Annotated in this window: 19 protein-coding genes; 6 read left to right on the plus strand and 13 right to left on the minus strand. The window is 72.7% G+C overall.

The window, feature by feature from the left end; translation table 11 throughout:
* Window positions 1–49 precede the first annotated feature (49 nt).
* The gene (locus ABVB68_RS24435; protein ID WP_353603252.1) at window positions 50–943 is read right to left on the minus strand and encodes a polysaccharide pyruvyl transferase family protein; all 894 of its coding nucleotides are present in this window, start codon (window positions 941–943) and stop codon (window positions 50–52) included.
* A gap of 310 nt (window positions 944–1,253) precedes the next feature.
* On the opposite strand from ABVB68_RS24435, the gene ABVB68_RS24440 reads away from it, so the two are divergent.
* The 3 genes from ABVB68_RS24440 to ABVB68_RS24450 are packed head-to-tail and all read left to right on the plus strand — an operon-like array spanning window position 1,254 to window position 3,341.
* Window positions 1,254–1,508: a hypothetical protein gene (locus ABVB68_RS24440; protein ID WP_353603253.1), complete on the plus strand. Its 255-nt coding sequence runs from the start codon at window positions 1,254–1,256 to the stop codon at window positions 1,506–1,508.
* The gene (locus tag ABVB68_RS24445) at window positions 1,498–2,436 is read left to right on the plus strand and encodes a glycosyltransferase family 2 protein (RefSeq protein WP_353603254.1); all 939 of its coding nucleotides are present in this window, start codon (window positions 1,498–1,500) and stop codon (window positions 2,434–2,436) included. The genes ABVB68_RS24440 and ABVB68_RS24445 overlap by 11 nt, the downstream gene beginning before the upstream one ends.
* Window positions 2,433–3,341 carry a glycosyltransferase family 2 protein gene (locus ABVB68_RS24450; RefSeq protein ID WP_353603255.1) on the plus strand — a complete coding sequence of 303 codons (909 nt, stop codon included), beginning with the start codon at window positions 2,433–2,435 and terminating at the stop codon, window positions 3,339–3,341. The genes ABVB68_RS24445 and ABVB68_RS24450 overlap by 4 nt, the downstream gene beginning before the upstream one ends.
* 48 nt (window positions 3,342–3,389) lie before the next feature.
* Here the strand turns inward: ABVB68_RS24450 and ABVB68_RS24455 are convergent, their stop codons facing one another.
* The 9 genes from ABVB68_RS24455 to ABVB68_RS24495 all read right to left on the minus strand — a co-directional run bounded on the left by ABVB68_RS24455 (window position 3,390) and on the right by ABVB68_RS24495 (window position 13,931).
* A complete protein-coding gene (locus ABVB68_RS24455; protein WP_353603256.1) occupies window positions 3,390–4,217 on the minus strand; it encodes a maleylpyruvate isomerase family mycothiol-dependent enzyme in 828 nt (275 codons plus the stop codon).
* A 148-nt stretch (window positions 4,218–4,365) separates the two neighbouring features.
* Complete coding sequence (locus ABVB68_RS24460; protein ID WP_353603257.1) at window positions 4,366–5,601, minus strand: epoxide hydrolase family protein; 1,236 nt, start codon at window positions 5,599–5,601, stop codon at window positions 4,366–4,368.
* Window positions 5,602–5,956: 355 nt separating this feature from the next.
* A complete protein-coding gene (locus ABVB68_RS24465; protein WP_353603258.1) occupies window positions 5,957–7,180 on the minus strand; it encodes an MFS transporter in 1,224 nt (407 codons plus the stop codon).
* A gap of 313 nt (window positions 7,181–7,493) precedes the next feature.
* The gene (locus ABVB68_RS24470) at window positions 7,494–7,649 is read right to left on the minus strand and encodes a hypothetical protein (protein WP_353603259.1); all 156 of its coding nucleotides are present in this window, start codon (window positions 7,647–7,649) and stop codon (window positions 7,494–7,496) included.
* A gap of 368 nt (window positions 7,650–8,017) precedes the next feature.
* Complete coding sequence (locus ABVB68_RS24475) at window positions 8,018–9,019, minus strand: ABC transporter permease (RefSeq protein WP_353603260.1); 1,002 nt, start codon at window positions 9,017–9,019, stop codon at window positions 8,018–8,020.
* A gap of 20 nt (window positions 9,020–9,039) precedes the next feature.
* Window positions 9,040–10,005 carry an ABC transporter permease gene (locus ABVB68_RS24480; RefSeq protein WP_353603261.1) on the minus strand — a complete coding sequence of 322 codons (966 nt, stop codon included), beginning with the start codon at window positions 10,003–10,005 and terminating at the stop codon, window positions 9,040–9,042.
* On the minus strand, window positions 10,002–11,564 hold the full coding sequence (locus ABVB68_RS24485) for a sugar ABC transporter ATP-binding protein (RefSeq protein WP_503006225.1): 1,563 nt from the start codon (window positions 11,562–11,564) through the stop codon (window positions 10,002–10,004). The genes ABVB68_RS24480 and ABVB68_RS24485 overlap by 4 nt, the downstream gene beginning before the upstream one ends.
* A gap of 81 nt (window positions 11,565–11,645) precedes the next feature.
* Window positions 11,646–12,737 carry an ABC transporter substrate-binding protein gene (locus tag ABVB68_RS24490; protein WP_353603263.1) on the minus strand — a complete coding sequence of 364 codons (1,092 nt, stop codon included), beginning with the start codon at window positions 12,735–12,737 and terminating at the stop codon, window positions 11,646–11,648.
* A 135-nt stretch (window positions 12,738–12,872) separates the two neighbouring features.
* A complete protein-coding gene (locus tag ABVB68_RS24495; protein WP_353603264.1) occupies window positions 12,873–13,931 on the minus strand; it encodes a LacI family DNA-binding transcriptional regulator in 1,059 nt (352 codons plus the stop codon).
* A 148-nt stretch (window positions 13,932–14,079) separates the two neighbouring features.
* On the opposite strand from ABVB68_RS24495, the gene ABVB68_RS24500 reads away from it, so the two are divergent.
* Window positions 14,080–16,713 (plus strand): PA14 domain-containing protein, encoded by a 2,634-nt coding sequence (locus tag ABVB68_RS24500; protein WP_503006226.1) that lies wholly within the window; start codon window positions 14,080–14,082, stop codon window positions 16,711–16,713.
* Window positions 16,714–17,130: 417 nt separating this feature from the next.
* Window positions 17,131–17,664 carry a GNAT family N-acetyltransferase gene (locus tag ABVB68_RS24505; protein WP_353603265.1) on the plus strand — a complete coding sequence of 178 codons (534 nt, stop codon included), beginning with the start codon at window positions 17,131–17,133 and terminating at the stop codon, window positions 17,662–17,664.
* Between the two features lie 43 nt (window positions 17,665–17,707).
* On the opposite strand, the gene ABVB68_RS24510 is transcribed toward ABVB68_RS24505, so the two are convergent.
* Window positions 17,708–18,976 (minus strand): MFS transporter, encoded by a 1,269-nt coding sequence (locus ABVB68_RS24510; protein ID WP_353603266.1) that lies wholly within the window; start codon window positions 18,974–18,976, stop codon window positions 17,708–17,710.
* 147 nt (window positions 18,977–19,123) lie between these two features.
* Between ABVB68_RS24510 and ABVB68_RS24515 the strand changes: the two genes are divergently transcribed.
* Entirely contained in the window at window positions 19,124–20,059 is a 936-nt protein-coding gene (locus tag ABVB68_RS24515; RefSeq protein ID WP_353603267.1) for a LysR family transcriptional regulator, read from the plus strand.
* Between the two features lie 128 nt (window positions 20,060–20,187).
* Here the strand turns inward: ABVB68_RS24515 and ABVB68_RS24520 are convergent, their stop codons facing one another.
* Window positions 20,188–20,694, minus strand: coding sequence for a GNAT family N-acetyltransferase (locus ABVB68_RS24520; protein WP_353603268.1), 507 nt, complete (start codon window positions 20,692–20,694; stop codon window positions 20,188–20,190).
* 217 nt (window positions 20,695–20,911) lie between these two features.
* Window positions 20,912–21,757 carry an LLM class flavin-dependent oxidoreductase gene (locus tag ABVB68_RS24525; protein ID WP_353603269.1) on the minus strand — a complete coding sequence of 282 codons (846 nt, stop codon included), beginning with the start codon at window positions 21,755–21,757 and terminating at the stop codon, window positions 20,912–20,914.
* Window positions 21,758–22,039 lie beyond the last annotated feature (282 nt).

Here is a 22,039-nt window from a genome sequence, read left to right on the forward strand (position 1 = left end):
ACGCCCTGCCGCACAGCGGGGGTGAGCACCCGTCCGGCCCGCACGAGGGTCAGCGCGTCGCGTGGCGTGCAGCGGCGGTGCGGCCCGGCTCGGACAGCGCCCACCGCCACCAGCGGTCGAGCAGCTGCTCGCTCAGTTCGCCCGCGTCCACCAGCGCCGGCCAGTGCACCGCACGGGCCTGGGCGCTGACCTTGGCGCCGCCCGCGACGGGGTCCACCGCGATGACCGGGGTACCGGTGCGCAGGGCCAGTACCAGACCGTGCAGGCGCGTGGTCACGACGAGGTCGAACCGGCGGAGCAGGGCCAGGAACTGCTCGGCTGTCGTGCACAGCCGCCAGTCGTCCACCGCCAGGCGGGTGTCGGCCTGCACGCGCGCGCAGTCCTTGCCGGCCAGCCAGGCCGTGATGCGCGTGTTGACCTCCTCGTGCCGGCGGCGGGCGCCGTACTCGCCCTGCCCGTGGGTGAGGACCACTCCGGCCACGGGCGGCAGCGGGCCGATCGTGGCCGTGGCCGCGAGGTCGTGCCGTGCCGGTGCCGGGGTGCCGTCGCGGGCGACGATCTCGTGGAAGCCGGTGGCCGCGGGGTCTGCCGGATCGACGACCGAGACGCCCGCCGCCAGTCGCCGGCAGGCCCCGAATCTGGCGTGCAGAGCGGCGACCTGGGGGCCGTGCACCGGCCCGCACACGAAGAGCAGGGTGTCGTACGCCTCCGGCCGCACCGTCTCCAGGGACAGTGCGCCGGGGCGGAACCCGCGGCTCCACGCCGTGTCGTGCCGGATGCCCGCCGCGGTCAGGGCGTCGGACGCGTGCCGCTCGGCGAGTACGTCGCCCGCTGTCGCCTCTCCGTCCTGGAAGCTGAACCAGCCGGTCACCAGGACCCGCGCGGGGTCCCCGTCGGGCCCGCGCAGAAGGCGCAGCATGACAGCGGTCGTGTCTTCGTACATGGCCTCGCTCCAGCCCTCTCCACGCGCTGTGCGGCCGCCGGAGTCGCGCGAGTACCCGAAGTTCCGGAGAATAAGAATCCAGCGTGTGAGTTCCGGCCGGCCCCGGGCACTCGGCTGGTCCGGCGCCGTCCAGCCAGTGGCGGCCGGACAGGGCGGTCCCGCGTACCGGCGGGACCCGTATCCGTTCTGTTTCCCCGAGCACTTCCCCCACCGGGCCGACGATGGCGGTCCCGGAGTCACGGTGCGCGCCGAAGCCCGGCAGGGGCACTCCCGGAGGCCGCGACGACGTGGACGAAGGAAAGAGCCACCCATGAACGGTGAGACACCCTTTCCCTGGCCGCGCACGCTCGTGACCGGCGCCGGTTTCCCCGGCTCCGGTCGGTGCCGGCGGCAACTGGTCGCGGCCGTCGGGGCCGACCGCGCCGACGGCCTCGCCCGCGGCCGCCGCGAAGACGTGGCCCGCGCCCGGCGGCAGGCCCAGCCGAGTCCGGTGCCGCACGCCCGCTGCCGGCCGGCCGGCCGCCCACCCCGGCGGGACGGACGGGAGGTGGCGCATGTCCGCTGAGCCCGTCGCCGACCCGCCCCTCGGCGCCGTCGCCGCCGACCCGCGGATCACCGTCGCCGTCATCACCCGCGACCGGGCCCCCAGCCTGCTGCGTACCCTTGACGCGCTGGCCGCGCTGCCCGAGCGGCCGCCGGTCGTCGTCGTGGACAACTCCCGTCACGACGCGACCCGCAGGGCCGTGCACGGCCACCCGGCGCTCAGCCGCCTGCTGCGGCCGGCCGCGAACACCGGTGCCCTCGGCCGGAATCTGGCCGTCCGCCACGCCCGTACCCCTTACGTCGCGTTCACCGACGACGACTCCTGGTGGGAGCCGGGCAGCCTGCGCCGGGCCGCCGACCTGTTCGACGCCCATCCGCGGCTCGGGCTGCTCGCCGCCCGCACCCTGGTGGGCGGGGAGGCGGCCGAGGATCCGCTCAACGCCGTGCTCGCCGCCTCGCCGCTGCCCCCCGAGCCCGACCTGCCCGGCCGTCCGGTGCTCGGCTTCCTCGGCTGCGCCGCCGTGGTCCGCCGGGACGCCTTCCTGGACGTCGGCGGCTTCCATCCGCTCCTCTTCTTCGGTGGTGAGGAGACCCTGCTCGCCTACGACCTGGCCGCCCGGGGCTGGGGCGTCACCTACGAGCCCGCACTGTGCGCCCGCCACCACCCCGAGGACCACGGCCGCACCGGACGCCCCTTCCTGGTCCGGCGCAACCACGTGCTGACCACCTGCCTGCGCCGGCCGTGGCCCGTCGCCCTGCGGGCCGGCACCGATCTCGCCGTGGCGGCCGCGGCCGGCCACTCCGGCGCCCGTCGCGCCCTGAAGGAGACCCTCCAGCGGTTCCCCGCCGCCCTTGCCCGCCGCCGCACCCTGCCCCGGCACGTCGAGCACGCCGCCCGCCTGCTCGACCGGCAGGCGGCGGCACGCCCGGACGGCGGGCTCGAAGGATGACCCGGACCGCCCCCGACGCGCGTACGACCGTCGTCGTGATCACCCGCAACCGCCACGACGAGCTGTTGCGCACGCTGGGCCTGTTGCGCCGGCTGCCCGAACGCCCCCGGGTGATCGTCACCGACAACGCCTCGACCGACGGCACGGCTCAGGCGGTGGCCCGCGACTTCCCCGAGGTGACGCTGCTGCACCCGGGCCGCAACCTGGGGGCCGTCGGCCGCAACCTCGCCGTCCGGCACGTGACCACCCCGTACATCGCGTTCTGCGACGACGACTCCTGGTGGGAGCCGGGCAGCCTGCGCCGCGCCTCCGACCTGCTCGACGCCCGGCCCCGGCTCGCCGGCGTCACCGCGCGCATCGTGGTGGAACCGGACGGCACGGAGGACCCCGTCGTCCGCGAACTGCGCGAGTCCCCGCTGCCCGGCCCGGACTGGCTCCCCGGACCCGCCCTCGGCTCCTTCCTCGCCGCCGCCACCGTGCTGCGCACCGAGGCCTTCCGCTCCGGCGGCGGCTTCCACGCGGGTCTGTGGCTCGGCGGCGAGGAGGAGCTCCTCGCCTGCGACCTGCTGCGGCAGGGCTGGTGGCTCGCCTACGCCGAGGACCTCACCATCCACCACCAGGCCTCCCCGCTGCGCGACAGCACCGCCCGACGCGTCCTCGGCATCCGCAACACCCTGTGGTTCACCTGGCTGCGCCGCCCCCTGCTGCCGGCGCTGCGACGCACCGGCCATCTGATGCGGACCGTGCCCCGGGACGCCGCCTCCGCCCGCGCGTTCGCCCACGCCGCCGCCGGCCTGCCCTGGGTGCTGCGCCAGCGCGACCCGGTACCGCCGGACCTGGAACGCCGGCTCGCCGCGCTGGAACGCGCCCGCCGGGACTCGACCGCCCGGCGGTACGTCGGCTGAGCGCCCCGATGGTGACCCGGCCGGCCCGCGACGACCGGTCCACAGGGCTCAGGGCGCGGTGAACAGGGCGGGGAAGCGGGGAGCCAGCCACGGCTTGCGGCCCCAGGCGAGCACCTGCCCCTGGGCGATGGCGCGCCAGGGGTCGCGCCGGCCGAGTGCGATCAGCAGGAACGCGGTCGGCTCGATGAGGATCGTGCAGTCCGTACGGTGCGCGGGCACGCCCGGGTCCACCCGCACGGCGCCGTCGGCCACGGACACGCCGAAGACGCCGCCCCCGCGCAGCCGGATCCGGTAGCGGACCGTCAGACCGGCGGTCGCCTCGGTGTCGGCGACGCGAGGCATGACCGACAGCATGAAAGGCATGCACAGTCCGACCCGCGCGGCGTCGATCATGTGCGGTCGCCGCAGCGCACGGGCGAGGTCGTAGCCATGGCCCAGCATGTGCGTGAGCAGGTAGGACGCGAGGACCGGCCGGCGCATGGGGCCCAGTGGAGTGGCCGGTACAGGTCCGTCGGACCCGGTGCGGGTCACGGCGTCGAGGAACGCCTCGGCCTGGCCGGTGATGACGGCCGCCAAGGGCTCGGCACGGCGTTCGGCGAAGGTGGTGAGCGACCGGGCGTTGGCGGCGGCCAGGCTCTGGGGCGTGCCGTCCCCGTAGGGACGCTCCCGCCCGGCGGCGAGGTCGGCCATCAGTTCGTTGGCCAGGGCCAGATGGGCGGCCACCTCGCCGACGGTCCACTCCGACCCCGGGACGGGCAGGGCTGTGCCGGAGGCGCTCCGCAGCAGCGCGGCGATGTCCTCGGCCGTTTCCCGTATCGCCCGTCCGAGCCCTTCGGGCAACGGCTCCGCGCCGACCTGTTCCGCCGTCTCGTGCACGCTGCCTGCGCTCCTCCCGCCGCCAGGCTCCGGATGCCGGTGGCGCGGGGTACCCAACCAGATCAGGGGGCGCACGGCAAGCCCCGCGCCCGACCGCGACGTCATGGTCGGCCCGCCCGCACCGCGGCACCCGCCCGGCCCCCGTCGTTCAGGGCCTGCGGCCGCGGAAGGTGCGGCGCAGGTCGCTCACCCAGGCGGCGGGGTTCTCCCAGGGGATGAAGTGGCCTCCCCGGTCATGGGCGTTGACGTTGACGTGGTTGAACCAGGCGGCTTGCGGGCCGGTCTCGAACGCCCGGACGCGCTCGTGGGCGGTGTGGATGCCGGGCGGGTTCTCGTACGTGACGAACGTGAGACCGACCGGGGCCTGCACGACCGGGGTGCGGTCGTGGGAGGGGGTCCAGGGGTAGCGGTTGGCGTTGGCGTAGTAACGCATCGACGTGGCGATGGAGTTGTTCACCCAGTAGATCGTGGCGTGGGTGAGCAGGTCGTCCCTGGTGAAGACGGACTCGACGTCGCCGCCGTTGTCGCTCCAGGCGTTCCACCGCTCCAGCAGCCAGGCGAGCAGTCCGGCGGGCGAGTCGCTCAGCCCGTGGGCCAGGGTGGCGCCGTCGAGTATGTGCACGGCGAGGTGGGAGGCCGAGCGGTGGTCCAGCTCGACGATGCGGGCGCGGACGTCGGCGGGCTGGTCGTCGGTGAGGGGCCGGTTCCGGGCGAGGTCCCAGGCCCGGGGGCCGGTGAAGAAGTCGAGCGGCAGCCCGGAGCCGATGTGGATGCCGTACAGCTCGTCGGCGTACTTGTGGCCGAGCTGGCTGGAGACGATCCCGCCGATGTCGCAGCCCCCGGCGGCGTACTTCTCGTACCCCAGGGTGTCGGTCATCAGGGTGTGCCAGAGGTCGGCGACCTTCCAGAAGTTGACGTCCGGAAAGCCGGTGAGGGGTCCGGGGAAGCCGAAGCCGGGCAGGGACGGCACGATGACGTCGAACGCGTCGGCGGGGTCTCCGCCGAACGCGGCCGGGTCGGCGAGCGGGTCGATCACCTTCGACCAGTGCCAGAACGTCCACGGCCAGCCGTGGGTGAGGATCAGGGGGATCGGGCGGGGGCCGCGGCCGGGCTTGCGCATGAAGTGCACCGGGACACCGGCGACGCTCACCTGGTAGTGCTCGTGGACGTTGATGGCGGCCTCCGCCCGGCGCCAGTCGTAGCCGTCCCGCCAGTAGGCGACCAGCTCACGGAGACAGCTGTCCGGGACGCCGTAGGACCAGTCCTCGTTCCCCTCGTCCAGCGGCGGCCGGGTCGACATGAGGCGGGCGCGCAGGTCGTCGAGGACCTTGTCGGGCACATGGATCGGGGTGGGCTCCAGGGGGAAGGCGTGCGGGGTGCTCATGGCGCGTGGTTCCTTACCGGGTCGGGGAAGCGGTGTCGTCGGCCCGTCGGGTGGTCGGACCGACGACACCGCGCAATTGCGAGGGGTGCGGGCGTTGACGCGGCGAGTGCCTGCCGGTGGTGCGGGTCGAGCCGGGCGGCCAGGGCAGCCAGGGCGGCCAGGGCGGCCAGGGCGGCCAGGGCGGCCAGGGCGGCCAGGCGACCGATGCCCTCCTTTCCGCCGCGACTCGACCGCCTTGGCGCCGGCGCGGCCACTCGACTGCTTCGACGTCAGGACGTTTCCACATCCGCCTCGTGGGGCGTCGCCCGGGTGGTCGCTCGTCGCAATGGCCACGCGGCTTCCCACTCGGTACGGCTCACGCGCCGGTCGTCCCGTCGCCGACCGCATGCGCGCGGACCACGAACGGCCGGGAGACGATGGTGACGGCAAGGGAGGTTGCGGCCACCGCGGTGATGGTGGCGGCCGGGGTGACGTACTGGGCGACACCGCCGGCGATCGCGGCCCCGAGGCCCTGCCAGGTCATTCGACCGGCGGACTCGACGCCCTGGACCTGGCCCCGAACCGCGTCGGGCGTCAGCGCGAGAAGCTGCTCCTGCAGCGGCAGGGTGGCGGCGAAACCGGCACTGGCGACGAACACGGCGACTGACGCCACCACAAGCGGCGGATGCAGGGCGAACAGCAGGTACGGGGCGGCGAGCGACAGTCGCAGGGCGTACGCGCAACGACGTCGCCGGCCGGCGGTGAGCAGTCGCCCGACGGTCAGGTCGCCGAGGAGCATGCCCGCCGATCCGGCCGCCAGGAGGGCACCGGCGTGATCCGGGGCGTAGGAGATGAACAGGGCCTCGCAGCCGACGATCAGACCGTTGGGCACCCAGAGGTTGAGCAGCAGAGCGCGCCGGCCCGGGTGTGAGAAGAGCGCGACGTTGGCTGTCCAGGTCTGGCGCAGTCCGGGACGACGGGTCAGACGGATCGAGTGCTCCCTGACGGTCGCCGCCACGACGACCAGCGCGACTCCGGTCAGCACCGTCGCGACGGCGAAGACCCCCTGCGGGCTCAGGTACCGCAGTAGTACGGCCCCGACGGCATAGCCGATGATCGCCATGCCACCCGACGTGATGTTCATCAGCGAACGTGCCGGGGCGTACGCGGACGCCGGCACCACCTCGGCGAGCAGTCCCATACGGGTTCCGGTCCCCAGGGACTGGAAGAACCCCAGCACCAGGAGCAGACCGAACCGGGCGGCCAACGGCAGCCCGGGAACCGCCTGTGCGGCGACGCCCAGCAGCGAGACGCACTGGAGCGTGACGAGAGTCCGGCGAGGACGGTTGCCGTCCGCGACCGACATCAGGGTCAGGGCACCGAGTACCGTCGTGAACGTGGCGCCGTACATGCTCACGGCCGTCAGGAACGGGGAGCGCGTCTGGTGATCGACCAGGGTGCCGAGAGCGAAGCCCGACAAGGTGCTCGCGGCGACGGTCAGGGTGAAACCGGCGTACAACCCGGCGAACTCGCGGTCGCGGAGCAGGCCGTAGTAGCTGATGGTGGGCGGCGTGATGGGGCGGGAGGTGTCAGAAGGCATGAAAAAAGCCTCCGGAGCGCACCAGTTGGGGCGCCGAAGGCCGACGCGTCCATTGTAGCAGGTGGCCCGGTCCCGCCCGCGGGCCGGCGTTCCCCGGCCCACGGCACCGGCCATGTGCAGGCCACGGTCGCCGACGTCCGCGGTCGCTCGCCACGGCGTCGACCGTGCGGGAGGTGCGCGGGCCCCCGCCCGCGGCAAGAGTGCTCCGCCGAGGTCGGCCGCCTCCTCACCGACGGGCCGGCCGCCTCGCCCGCCTGACGCACTCACCCGCGCCGGCCGACGCTGTCCCGCCCTCGGGCGGCCCTGCCCGGGATCACTCCGCGGCCCTCCCCCGCAGCAGGACGGCAAGCGTGCTGCGCGCTTCGCGGCGCAGGGTGCCGCGGCGGGCAAAGGTCGCGGTGAACGCGAGGACCGATACGGTGCCGCCGTAGAGCACAGCGGCAATCGTGGAGAGGAGCCCGACCGTCATCGGGCACGCACCTTTCTTCCCCCGCTCGGCCGCCCCGGTCAGGTCCGGAGCAGGCGGTGATGCGTTCCGTCCCCACCCTACACAAGCCGTCAACACCGGGCTCCTTCACGGCACTTCGCACCCGAGGGGCCGTGGCCGGTCCGGCGGACCGGCCGCGGCACCCGTCCCTGCCGGTCCGTTCCGGCGCCGCTCCCGGGCCGGGTGCGCGTCGCGGGGGCCGTCGCGGAGTGGGTCGCGGGGCCGCGGTCCGCGCCCCTGTTCGTCGACGCCAAAGCGGTCCGCGACGGCGGGGCCTGGTGGCTTGAGGAGTGTTCCGGGGGCACCGACCGCGCGCCGCTCCCTCGCGCCCCGCGGTCGGCGTCGCGGCCTCATGCCACCCGCCGCCTCCTGGCCAGCCAGGTCTGGGCGACGACGACCAGTACCAGGAACGCCCCGCTGACGACCTGCTGATAGGCGGAGTCGAGGGAGCCGATCTGGTTGATGACGTTCTGGATCACCTTCAGCAGCAGCACGCCGACGAGTGAGCCGCTGACGTAGCCGAGGCCGCCCGTGAGGAGGGTGCCGCCGATGACGACGGCGGCGATGGCGTCGAGTTCCAGGCCGTAGCCGAGGATGGTGACACCGGAGCCGAGGTAGGCGGCGTTGAGGGCAGCCGCGAGACCGGCGAGGAGGCCGGACAGGGTGTAGACGCCGATCTTCGTGCGGGCGACAGGGGCGCCCATGAGCGCGGCCGCCTGTTCGTTGCCGCCGACGGCGTACACCTGCTGGCCGAAGGGGGTGCGCCGCAGCAGGACGGCGCCCACGGCGTAGAGAACGGCTGTGATCCACACGGGAACCGCCACGCCGAGGAGTTGGGCCTGGCCGAGGGTGGCGAGGAAGGAGTCCTTGCCGACGAGGTACGTGTCGGCGCCCTCGTCGGTGACGGCCAGCAGGATGCCGCGGGCGGCGAGCATCGAGGCGAGGGTGACGATGAACGGCGCGAGGCCGGTGCGGGCCACGAGCAGGCCGTTGACCAGGCCGATGGCCCCGCAGACCGAGAGGGGCAGCAGCAGGGCGACCGCTGTGCCGTACTGCGATCCCCAGGCGGCGAGGACGCCGCCCAGGGCGAAGACGGAGCCCACCGACAGGTCGATGCCGCCGGAGACGATGACGAAGGTCATGCCGAGGGCGACAGCGGCGAGGAACGCGGAGGAGACCGCGATGTTGCCGAGGTTGTCGGCGGTGGCGAAGGAACCGAAGGAGAAGGAGGCGACGACTGCGAGGGCCACCAGGGCCACCAGGGCGCCGTGCCGCTGCGCCAGAGCGGTGAGCCGGTCGCCTCTGCGGGTGGTGTCGGTGTTGCCGGCCGGTGCGGCCTGCGGGCTGGTCATGGTGTGCTCTTCCGTACGGGTCACCGGCCGGCCCTTTCCCGTGCCGCGTACACCGCGAGCACGATCACCACTGCCTGGGCGATCTGCGTCCACGAGGACGGCAGATCGTGCTTGATGAGGGTGGCGGTGAGCAGCTGGATGAGGACGGCTCCGGCCACCGTGCCGCCGATCCGCACCCGCCCGCCGGTCAGCGGGGTGCCGCCGACCACCACGGCCGTGATGGCGGACAGCTCCATGAGGTTGCCGAGCGAACTCGGGTCGCTGGCCTGCAGCCGGGCGGTGGCCAGGAAGCCGGCGATCGCCGCTAGGACACCGGAGCACATGTAGACGACGATCAGGGTCCGCCGGACCGGCAGCCCGGCAAGTTGTGCGGCGGGGCGGCTGTCGCCGATGGCGAGCAGCCGGCGGCCGAAGGTGGTGCGGCGCACGACGAAGCCGGTGACGACGGCCAGGCCGGCGGCGACGAGCGCCAGGTACGGGACGCCGACGAGATCACCGGATCCCAGGGAGCCCATGGCCGGGTCGCGTACGTCCTTCAGCTGGGGCAGCATCACCAGGGCGACCCCGCGTCCGCCGACCATCAGCGCGAGGGTGGCGACGATGGGCTGGACGCCGACGAACGCGATGAGCGAGCCGTTGGCGAGGCCCACGACGGCTCCCCCGGCCATGGCGGCGAGGAGCGCGAGCCAGGGCCCGTAGCCGAGGTAGAGGGAGACGAGGGAGGTGGACAGGGCCATCACGGCGCCGACCGACAGGTCGATGCCTTCGGTGCCGATGGCCAGGGCCATGCCCAGGGCGACGACGAGGACCGGGGAGACCTGCACTGCCTGGGTGCGGAAGTTCTCGCCGGAGACGAAGTGGTCGGTGAACAGGACGTTGAAGAGCAGCAGGACCACGAGGCCCAGATAGACGCCGTACGTCTGCAGCCAGGCCACCAGGGCGCCGCGGTCGGCGAAGTCCCGCTTGGTCAGGGTGAGATCGGTCATGCCGGGGGCACCTCCTCGGCGGCCGCTTCGGCGATGGCCCGCATCAGCCGGTCCTCCCGTACGTCGTCGCCGGTCAGTTCGCCGACGACGGCGCCGTCCCTGAGCACCACCACGCGGTCGGACCCTTCGATGAGTTCCTCCACGTCGGAGGAGATCAGCAGGACGCCGAGGCCGTCCTCGGCGAGTTCGTCGATGAGTCTCTGCACCTCGGCCTTGGCGCCTACGTCGATGCCGCGGGTGGGTTCGTCGAGGAGCAGCACCTTGGGGTGCATGGCCAGCCAGCGTGCCAGCAGCACCTTCTGCTGGTTGCCGCCGGAGAGTTCGCCGACCTTCTGGTGGGGGCCCGCGGCCTTGATGTGCAGCCGTTTCACGAAGGTGTCGACGACGGCGTCGATGCGGGCCTCGGAGACCAGTCCGCAGCGGGACATGCGGGGCAGCGCGGCCAGGGCGATGTTCTCCCGCACGGACAGGCCCGGCAGGATTCCCTCGGCCTTGCGGTCCTCGGGCAGCAGGCTGATCCCGGCCCGGATCGCGGCGGGTGTCGAGCCGGTGCGGACGGGCTGCCCGGCGACGGTCACCCTGCCCGCGCCGAGCGGGAGGGCCCCGGCGATGGCCTTGGCCGTCTCGGAACGCCCGGAGCCCAGCAGCCCACCGAGGCCGACGACCTCGCCGGGGCGGATGTCCAGGGAGACGTCGTGCAGTTGGTGGCGTCTGGTCAGGTTGGCGGCACGCAGCACCGGCTCGGCACCCGCATCGTGCGTTCCGGCGAATTTGGTCACTCCTTCGGCCCTGACCTCGCCGGTCTCCCGGCCCAGCATGAGGGAGACGAGCTGGAGGCGGCCGGTGTCGGCGAGCGGGCCGGTGTGCACCAGGCGGCCGTCGCGCAGCACCGTGACGGTGTCGCAGACGGCGTACAGCTCGTCCAGCCGGTGGCTGACGTACAGGACGGCGATGCCCTGGTCGCGCAGCCGCCGGATGACGCCGAAGAGGGTGTCCACCTCGCGTGGTTCGAGGGAGGAGGTCGGTTCGTCCATGACGACCACGCGGGCGTCGACAGAGACCGCCCGGGCGAGGGCGACCATCTGCTGCGCGCCGACGCCGAGTTCCCGCAGCGGACGGCGTACGTCGACGTGCACGCCGTACTCGGCCATGGCCAGCTCGGCCTCCCGGTGCATCCGGGAGAAGTCGATCAGGCCGAGCCGGGTGCGCGGTTCGCGGCCCAGGAAGAGGTTGCGGGCCACACTCATCAGGGGGATGAGGTTGACCTCCTGGTAGATCGTGGAGATGCCGGCGTGCTGTGCGGCGAGGGGGGTGGGAAAGGCGGCCGGCTCGCCCTGGTAGCGCAGTTCGCCCTCGTCGGGGCGGTACACCCCGGTGAGGACCTTGATCAGGGTGGACTTGCCGGCGCCGTTCTCGCCGACGAGCGCGTGCGTCTCGCCGGCCCGGAGCCCGAACGTCACCCCGTCCAGGGCCAGCACTCCGGGGAAACGCTTGGTCAGGCCGCGTACGGCGAGGACTTCGTCGGGGGGTGCGGTCACGGCTGCTCTCCATGGGTTCATGGCGTCGTGCCCGGTCCGGTGGTGCTCCGGAGGCGTGGTGCTCCCGAGGCGTGGTGCGCCGGCAGCGGTGGGCGACGGGTGTCAGTAGGCCTTGCCGAGGTCCGTCCGGGCGTTGGCCCCGGAGTACTGGCTGTCCTTGATGACGATGTCCTCGTCCACGGGCTTGCCCTGGGTGAAGGAGTCGAGGGTCGAGAAGGCGAGCGGACCGAAGCGGGGGTTGGACTCGATGACGGCGCTGATCCAGCCGTCGACGATGCCCTGCACGGCGTTGCGGGTGCCGTCGATCGTCACGATCTTGATGTCGCCGGGCTTCTTGCCCGCGCCCTTGAGGGCGTTGACGGCGCCGAGGCCCATCTCGTCGTTCTCGGCGTAGATCGCCTTGATGCCGGGCTTGGACTGGATGAGCTGCTCGGTGACGGACTGGCCCTTCTCGCGGGTGAACTCGCCCGTCTGCTTGAAGACGACCTTGAGTCCGGGCGCCTTGGCCTTGATGCGGTCCTCGAATCCCTTGGTCCGCTGGGTGGTCACGTTGTTGCCGGCCGCGCCGAGCAGGATGGCGATCTCGCCGGTACCGCCGGTCGCCCGGATGAGCTGATCGGCGGCCCGCTGTCCCTGCTGGACGAAGTCGGAGCCGATGAAGCTCACGTAGTCCTTGCACGCGGTGGCGTTGATCTGCCGGTCGATGGTGACGATCGGGATCTTCTTGGCCCGGGCGGACCGCAGCACGGGCTCCCAGCCGTCGGAGTTCAGGGGGGCGATGACGAGCAGGTCGGCGCCCCGGGCGATGAGGTCCTGGACGTCGCTGATCTGCTTCGAGAACTGCGACTGGGCGTTGGCGGTGAGCAGTTTGACGCCGCGCTTGGCCGCCTCCGCCTTGATGGAGGCGGTCTCCGCGATGCGGAAGGGGTTGGCCTCCTTCTCCGACTGGGAGAAGCCGACGACCGCGTTCTTCAGGTCGGCCCTGTCGGCACCGTAGTCGCCGATCGCGCAGGTCTTGCCGCCGCTGCCGGCGGCGACCTGCTGGCCCGCGCCGTCGCTCGCGGCGCTCGCGGCGCTCGAGGCGTCCGGGGCGCCGCTCGTTTCGGACTTGGTGCAGCCGGCGACCAGCGCCAGGCTTGCGGCCAGCCCGACGGCGACGAGATTTCTGGTGGTGCTGCGGGAGTACGGCTTCATGCGATTGCCCCACTTCGGGATGGCGGAAGGCCGGTGCGGCGGTGACCAGATCAGCAAGTTTTTTACATCGTTGGAAGGGGCGTGTAAACACCTCGCGCAGCACGACGCGAGACCGCCCGGCGGCTCAACCCGGCCTTACCAAGGGCGGTTTGGGCTGGTCACCGGGAGGGCCTGGCGTCCCAGGGTGCTTTCCCGTTCCACGAGCGTGAATCCGGGCCGGAGTTCGCGTGAGGGGCGGGGCGCCTCGTCGTTGTGCTCGCTTTTGAGCCGTCCCACCACGGACTCGACGGCGAGCCGTGCGATGGCCTCCTTGTCGGGCGACACGGTGGTCAACGTGACCGCTCCGTAGCGCGACTCGGTGATGTCGTCGAAGCCGACCACGGCGATGTCCTCGGGGATCCGCAGACCACGCTCGAACATCACGCGCATGGCGCCGAGGGCGATCAGGTCGTTGTAGGCGAAGACGCCGTCCACCTGCCGGCCGGTGTCGAGCAGTTCGGCCATGGCCCGCGCCCCCTCCGCGTGACCCCAGCCCCGCGTGGTGACCGCCAGCCGCTCGTCGGCCGCCAGCCCGGACGCCGCCAACTCCGCCTGCCAGCCGATGAATCGCAGGTGGGCAGGCGGGTGAGAGCGGTCCTGGCGGGCGCCCAGGAAGGCGATACGCCGCCGGCCGAGGGCGAGCAGATGACGGACGGCGGCGCGCGCGGCGGCGATGTTGTCGATCGCGATGTGGTCGTAGGGCAGGTCGTAGCGGCGCTCGCCGAGCAGCACCAGCGGCACGTCGTCGCGGCGTGCGGCGAGGTCCTCGGTCTCCAGTTCCAGCGGGCTGAGGATCAGCCCGTCCATGACCCTGGCCCGGAAGCCCTGGCAGACCAGGATCTCCTGCTCGCGCAGGCCCTGGGTGTGGTCGAGCAGGACGGTGAACTCGTGCTGGGCGGCGGCGTCGATGACGGCGCCGGCCAGTTCCGCGAAGTAGGAGTTGCCGAGCTCGGGCACGGCCAGGCCGATGATGCCGGTGCGGCCCTTGCGCAGGTGCCGGGCGGTGAGGTTGGGACGGTAGCCGAGCTCGTCGATGGCCCGCTGCACCCGGGCCCGCATGGCCGGTGTGACGTGCGGATAGTCGTTGACCACGTTGGAGACGGTCTTCACCGACACGCCCGCCCTCTCCGCCACGTCCTTCAGGCTCACCCGCATCTGCAGTCCTCCCGCGCCTCGTGCCGGACACCTGGACAGAGCGCAGGAGGCGTGCTGTCATGCCAACTGCCCTTGTTTCCAACGTTATACAAGAGGATCGGAAGCACGGGCAGAGCCCGCACCCGCAACTCCGTTTCCGGAGGTACTCGTGCATCGACCACCCCCTCGCCGCGGACGACGCGCGAGCCGCTGGCTGGCCTCGGCGTTCACCGCCGTGGCGCTCGTCGCGGCCGGCGCGTTGGGACCGGGCGCCGCGCCCGCCACGGCGGCCCCGCCGGCGGCGGCCCACGGCCTCAAGGCTGAGTACTACACCCAGTCCGCCCCGGGAGCCTTCGACTTCGGCGATCTCAAGGCGACCACCTTCGACCCCTCGCTCGACTTCGCCGATCTGGAACCGCGTCTGAAGGCCCGAACCGGCCGGCAGGACGACGTCAGCGTGCGCTGGACCGGCCGGATCACACCCACCGTCACCGGCGCCCACACCTTCTCGGTCATCGGTGACAACGGCTTCCGGCTCTGGGTCGACGGCCGTCTCGTCATCGACCACTGGATCGACGACTGGGACCGGGAGCAGACGTCCGCCCCGGTCGCCCTCGAAGCCGGCCGGGCGTACGACTTCAAGGTGGAGTACTTCGAGCACTTCGGCGGCTCCAACCTGCACGTGCGGTGGACTCCGCCGGGCGGCACCAAGCAGGCCGTCCCCCAGTCCGCCTTCACCCTCCCCGACGGCTTCTCCTACAACGGCCCGGTGGACGCGGCCATCCAGCCCGACGGCAAGACCCTCACGCTCACCTTCGCCGAGCCCCTCGCCGTACCGCCGGCCGGCTTCGACGACCACCTTGACATCGATGTCGGCGGGTCGGCGTGGCCGCGTGGCACCAGCCACCTCGACGCCACCGACCCGCACCGGCTCGTCGTCCCGCTCAAGGAGCCGGTCGTCGGCGGCCACGGCGGCTACGCCGACCTCCGCTACGACGGCACGGGCGGTCTCACGGAGGCCGACGGCACGGCCGTGACCGGCTTCTGGACCACCGGCGCCAACAACTCGGCGTACCAGTTGCGCACTTCGTGGGCGGACCAGGTCGGCCCCGGCAACGCCCACCCCGAGTACCCGCGCCCGCAGTTGACCCGCGGACAGTGGCGCAACCTCAACGGCAGCTGGCAGTTCGCCGCGGCCACGGCCGGGGAGCAGCCGCCGACGGGGCGGAATCTGCCCGAGAAGATCCTCGTGCCCTATCCGGTGGAGTCCCAGCTGTCCGGCATCGAGCGGCACGAGGACCGCATGTGGTACCGGCGCACCTTCACCGTCCCCGCCGACTGGAAGGTGCACGGCCCGCGTCGTCTGCAGCTCAACTTCGACGCGGTGGACTGGCAGGCCGTGGTGTACGTCAACGGCCGCAAGGTGGGCGAACACAAGGGCGGTTACGACCGGTTCAGTCTGGACGTCACCGACGCGCTGAAGAAGTCCGGGCCGCAGGAGCTGATCGTCGGCGTCCACGACCCGACCGACGCCCCCGGGGGCGAGAACCCGCCCGTCGGCAAGCAGCGGCTCGACCCGAGCGGTATCTGGTACACCCCCAGCTCCGGCATCTGGCAGACGGTGTGGATGGAGCCGGTCGCCCGCGACCACGCCGAGGACGTCAGCACGACCCCCGACCTGCCGGGCCACCGGGTGAACGTCACCGTGCGCGGGGTGCGTGACGGCCTGCCGGTCACGGCCGTCGCGTACGACGGTCGCCGTGTGGTGGGCCGGGCCCACGGCACCTCCGGCAGCAGCCTGACGGTGCCGGTGCCCCGTCCGCACGCCTGGACGCCGGACGACCCCCACCTGTACCGGCTCGAGGTGACGGTGGGCAGGGGCGCGGGGGCCGACCGCGTCGGCAGCTACTTCGGCATGCGGTCCATCGAGGTGAAGACGGTCGACGGCAGGCAGCGCACGCTGCTCAACGGCAAACCGGTCTTCATGATGGCCACCCTGGACCAGGGATTCTGGCCCGACGGCCTGTACACGGCCCCGACCGACGAGGCCCTCGCCTACGACCTGCGCGTGCACAAGCAGCTGGGATACAACTCGGTGCGCAAGCACATCAAGGTGGAGCCGGATCGCTGGTACTACTGGGCGGACCGGCTGGGTCTGCTGGTCTGGCAGGACATGCCGGCCATGAACACCGTCACCCCCTCGGCCGCCGCCCGCACCGAGTACGAGCACGAGCTGAAGGAGATGGTCCTCCAGCACGACAGCCATCCCTCGGTGATCATGTGGGTGACCTTCAACGAGGGCTGGGGCCAGTACGACCAGGCGCGGATCGCCGACTACGCCAAGTCGCTGGACCCGACCCGGCTGGTGAACAACATGAGCGGCCTCAACTGCTGCGGTGCGGTGGACGGCGGCAACGGCGACATCGCCGACGCCCACGGCTATCCGAGCCCGCAGCTCCCCCGGCCGGACGGCAGACGGGCGCTGGTCAGCGGCGAGTACGGCGGTCTCGGCCTGGGCGTGCCCGGACACGCCTTCCCCGTCCAGATGACCTATGTGGGCGTCACCCCGGACACCTACACCGACGTCTACCTCGACCGGCTGAAGGAGGTCGGTCGACTGGCGGCCTGCGACGGCTCCAACGGCGCCGTGTACACGCAGATCACCGACGTGGAAGGTGAGTTGAACGGGCTGATGACCTACGACCGCAAGGTCCTCAAGCCCGACGCCGAACGCCTGCGCGCCGCCCATCAGGCCCTCATCAGGGGCGCCGAGAACGGCACGCTCACCTGCACCTCCAGCTGAGCCGGGAGCCGGCTCGTCCGACGCGTGGCCTGCCCTCCAAGGGGACGGGCAGGCCACGCAACCCGGTACCGGAGCACCGCCGAAGCGCGGGGCCGGCCCTGCGGCTCCCGTCCGGGCGCGGTCATCGGCGCCGACCGGGGATCGGACACCCATCCCCACCGGGGCGGCATCGCTGCGAGCCCGCACCGGCAGACGAAACGCGTGCGGGGCATTCCGGGGCAGCCCGAAGCCGGCGGTGGGATTGGGGCAGGCCATGTTCCGGGGCAGCCCGAAGCCGGCGGTGGGACCGGGGGCAGCCCGAAGCCGGCGGTGGGACCGGGGCTCCTGACCCGTGGCGTGTCCGCGGTGTCACCGGCGATCCGGTGGCGACCCGGACGCAGTGTGCGGGCCCGGCACCACAGCAGGCAGGATGGGGCCATGACCGAAATCCATACCCCCCGTCTTCTCCTGCGCCGCTGGCTGGACGACGACCTGATCCCCCTGTCCGACATCCACGCCGATCCCGATGTGATGCGGTGGATCGGCGACGGCGCGCCGCGCTCGTTGGAGGAGACCGCCCAGGACATCGAGGACTGGGAGGAGGAGTGGGACGAGGAGGGCTTCGGGATCTTCGCCGTCGAACTCCTCGGATCCGGGGAGCTGGCCGGGGCCGTGGGCCTGTACCGGGCGGACTCACCGCCCGCGATCGCGGACGGGGTGGCGATCGGGTGGCGTCTCGGGCGCCAGTTCTGGGGGCAGGGTTACGCGTCGGAGGCGGCCCAGGCAACGCTCGAGTTCGCCCTCCAGGACCGTGGCCTGGACCGGGTCGTCGCCGCCTGCCGCACCGGCGACACCGCCTCGGCGAACGTGCTGGACAAACTCGGCATGCGGGCGACGGGCACGACGCAGGACCCGAGCCGGGGATACGACCTGCGGGTGTACGGGATCGATCTCACGGAGTACGAGGCGTAGCCGTCGCGGGTGTGTGAACCGATCCGTTCGCTGTCGTGGACCGTCAGCCGTGGCTCGGTGCCGGCCTCGGCTCGGAGGGAAGGGGTGCCGCGCGGCGGGGAAGCAGCAGAGGGGTGGCCAGTACGAGCACGCCGGCCAGGCCGATAGCCGTACGTGGGCCGAGCAGGACGCCCAGAAGGCCCCAGGCAGCCGTCAGCAGCGCGGCCGACGCCTTGGTCGTCACCGTCCAGGCGGACAGCGTGCGGGCGACCCGGTCGGTCGCGGTGCGTTCCAGGCGGTAGGTGGCGTACACGGGGTTGAAGACCCCGCAGCAGAAGATGAGCCCGAGCTCGACGCCCATCACCGTCAGCAGCCCTCCGGTGCCCGGCCCGAGGAAGGCCAGGCCGACGGGCCAGAGCGCGCGCAGTGTCCCGGCCGCGATCAGGACCTGATGCTGCCCGAACCGGGTGGCGAGTGGCCGGGCCAGCCGCGAACCGAGCAGCCCGCCGACCGAGGGCGCGGCGAAGGCGAGCCCGTACTGCCACGGTGCGAACCCGAGTCGGCCGAGCATCAGGACGGCCAGCAGCGGCTCGGCGGCCATCACCAGGCCGTTGAACAAGGCGGTGTGGAAGAACAGCGGCCGCAGCGTGACGTCGGCGAGGATGTACCGCCACCCGTCGAGCAGGTCCCCGGCCCGCACGCGCGCGGTCTCCCGGCGCGCGGGCCGCGGCTCGGGTCCGCCGATCGCGCGGATGCCCAGGGCCGAGAGCAGGTAGCTGACCGCGTCGGCCACCACCGTCGCCACCGGACCGAGCAGCCCGATCGCCGCGCCGCCCAGCGGTGGTCCGATGATCGTGGTCGTCCAGGCCGTGGACTCGAACCGGGCGTTGGCGACGAGCAGGTCCCCGGCCGGAAGCAGTGTCTTCAGGTACGCGCCGGAGGCGGCGCGGAAGGTGATGTCGGCCGCCGCGACGACCACCGAGACCAGCAGCAGCTGAAGGAAGGTGAGCACGCCGAGCACGAACGCGGCGGGGATCGTCAGCAGCGCCGCGAACCGCACCAGGTCCATCGCGATCAGCACGGGCCGCTTGCGGCGGAACTCCGTCCACGGGCCGAGCGGCACCGCCACGGCCGCGCCCACCGCGGCCCCCGCCGAGGAGAGCGCGGCGACCTCGGCCGGTCCGGCGTGCAGGACCCGGATGGCGATCAGCGGGAACGCGCCGAAGGCGAGCCACGTGCCGAGCGCGCTGGTCCCGTACGCGCCCCAGAGCCACCCGAACCGCCGCCCCAGCCGATGTCCGAGCAGACGTCCCGGCCGGTGCGTACTCCCCATTCCCGATACCCCTCGCCTCTCACGCGTACAACCGATCCGCGACCACCGACACAGAGCGAGCACCATCAAAGCGAGTGCCGTACCCGTGGGTCAAACAACCGCGGGACCCTGGGCCACAACCAGAGGTTGTGGCCGTAGGGTGTCGGCATGGACCTCGACACCGTCCGGACCTTCGTCGCCGCCGCCGACGCGGGGCAGTTCCGGGAGGCCGCCGCCGAGCTGGCGGTCACCCAGCAGGCCGTCTCCAAGCGCATCGCCGCGCTGGAGCGCGACCTCGGTGTGCGGCTGTTCACCCGCACTCCGCGCGGCGCCGAGCTCACCATCGACGGGCAGGCGTTCCTGCCCCACGCGCGCGAACTGCTGCGCGTCGGCGAGCGCGCGGTCTCTTCCGTGCGCACCGGGCGCCGACCGCTGCGCGTCGACATCATCGCCTCGCGCGGCGCCGCTTCGGGCCTGATGCGCGCCTTCCACCGCGCGCACCCCGAGATCGACCTCGACGTGGTCATGCTGTTCGACATCGAGACGGCCGTCGCCGCCATCCGGTCCGGTGAGATCGACGCATCGTTCCGCGCCGTCGGCGTGCCCGGCCGGCCTCTTCCCGAGGACGTCGAGGCCGTGCGGGTGCTCGACGAGCCGCTCCAGCTCCTCACCGGCCCCGCCCACGCCCTGGCGGGCGCCCGGTCGGTGACCGTCGCCCAGCTCGCCGGACACCGGATCTGGATGCCGGGCATCGTCCCCGGTACCGAGTGGGCTTCCTACTACGACGACCTGGTCGCCGAGTTCGGCGTCACCATCGAGGCGACGGGCCCCAACTTCGGCTCCGACGCGCTCCTCGACACCGTCGCCGACACCCCGGCCCTCGCCACCTTCATGGGCGCGCACACCCGTCTCGTCTGGCCCGCCGGCCACGGGCTGCGCCGCATCCCGGTGACGGACCCGACACCCGTCTACCCGCACTCGCTCCTCTGGCACCGCGGCAACCCCCACCCGGCCCTGGCCACCCTTCGCAGCCACCTCGCCGGCACCGTGCCCGGCCACGACGCCGCCGGGACCTGGACGCCGGACTGGGTGCTTCCGCGCTGAACGCCGCCGCTGTGTCCGCGATCAGCGTGACCGGATCGACGGGCGGTGCCTGGGGGGCTGGCCCCGGCCACCGGCACACCGGTGCGGAAGGCCACCGCTCCCCGACCGGTCACAGCCCGCCCCGCGCGTCACAGCGTCAGGAGCTCCCACCTGATCTCGCCTTCGTGCCAGTGAGCGGTGGGAGCCAGGCCGGCCGCCGCGGCGACTGCGGCGGATGCGTGATGAGCCGGATGGATATGGGCACGGATCGCCCGCACGCCTTGCGCCTGCAGCCGGACGACCAGTCCTCGTGCCGCCTCCGTGGCGATCCCCCGTCCCTGCCACCGGGTTCCGATCACCCAGGCGACGTCGGCCGTGTGACCGCGGTCCCCTGCGGTGATCGTCGCCTGTACCGTCCCGGCCAGGCTTTTGTCCGCCCGGAGCTGGACGACCCAGTTCCACCACGTCTGGGAGGGGTCGGGCGAGCCGGCCACCAGGCGTGCGTACCGTGCCCGCAGAGCCTGCGCGGAGTACGGGGCTCCGCCGGTGAATTCGTGGAGAGCGGGATCGGCGAGAACGTCGGCCATCTCCTCCGCGTGCCCGACAGCGAGCGGTACCAGGCTCAGCCTGCCGGTCTCCACAGCCTCGATCTTCATGGCTCCCCCGCCGTCCCCTGTCCGGCCGCGCGCACCGCCGGCACTTCGTCCCACAGTACGGTGCCGCCCGGAGCTCGGGGCGCGAGGGCGGCGGATGCGCCGTCGCCCCACCACTCCCCCGCCGCCCCGGTCGTGGCCACCGGCGGACGGCCCCGTCGGATGCCGCCCCTGGCCAACGACCACCCAGGGGCAGAGCTGTCCCGAGCGCGGCAGGTCCTCATAGGAGGTCGGCGAGGCGGTCTGCCTGGTTCGGGTCGAGGCCGTAGCAGTAGAGCATGACCTCGTCGGCGCCGAGGTCGGCGAAGCCGGCGATCGCGTCGCGGATCTCGCCCGGCGCGGTGAGCAGTCCGGCGACCATCCGGTCGGCCATGCCGGTGAAAGCGTAGTAGGAGTGCATGCGGGTCCGGGCGTCGTCGACCACGTCTCGCGGGCCGAGGGCGACGTTGACCTGCGCGACGATGCGCGGTTGGCCGTCGCGGCCGTACTCCTGCCAGAACATGCGGACCGTCTCGAACAGGCCGCCTGCCCAGGAGGGCGCTGCGGCGGCGAGGAAGCCATCGCCCCAGCGCGCCACGCGTTCGAGAGCGGCGGGCTGGAAGCCGCCGAACAGCACCTCGGGGCCGCCGGACCGGGCGGGCGCGGGACCGATCGGGCCGACGCCGTCACCGTACGGCCGGCCGGACCACAGGCGGCGCATCACCTCCATCTGCCCATCCAGGCGTCTGCCTCGGGTGCGCTTGTCGATGCCCGTGACCTGGTGGTCGTCGTCCCGGCCGCCGATGCCGAGGCCGAGGACCAGACGGCCGCCGGTCATCCGGTCCACGGTGGCGGCCTGCTTGGCCAGGAGGGCGGTGTCGCGCAGCGGGGCGAGCAACACCTCGGTCTGGACGCGGATGCGGGAGGTCGCGCCGGCGAGGACGGCGAGGGCGACGAGGGGTTCCGGGTTGTCGTACACGAGCCGGTCGAGCAGGCCGAGCGTGCTGAAGGGCCCGGCCTCGGCGCGCCGGGCCCAGGTGAGCAGTGCGCCGGGGTCGCCGATGGGCAGGCCGATACCGACATTCATGAAGGAGACCTCCGAAGGGAAGGGTCGACGAAGACTGCTGCCGCCCCTCCGGCACCTCAACGAGGTGGGACGCTCTCACTCCGCGGCGTACTTCCGGGAGAACGTCTCATCGAAGTGATCTCACCCTAGGGCGGGCCGGTTTCGCGAGCCAAGCCAATTTCGGGGCGGCTCCTTCCCCGCCCTGGCCTCTCCAAGTCGCCTTCCACCGGCATGAAGCGATCCCGGCGCACGTTCGGTCAGCTGACCGGCGACTCGTGCCCGCGCCGACTCGTTCCGCCTGAA

It is taken from the genome of Streptomyces sp. NPDC096012, assembly GCF_040426375.1.
Lineage (GTDB): Bacteria > Actinomycetota > Actinomycetes > Streptomycetales > Streptomycetaceae > Streptomyces.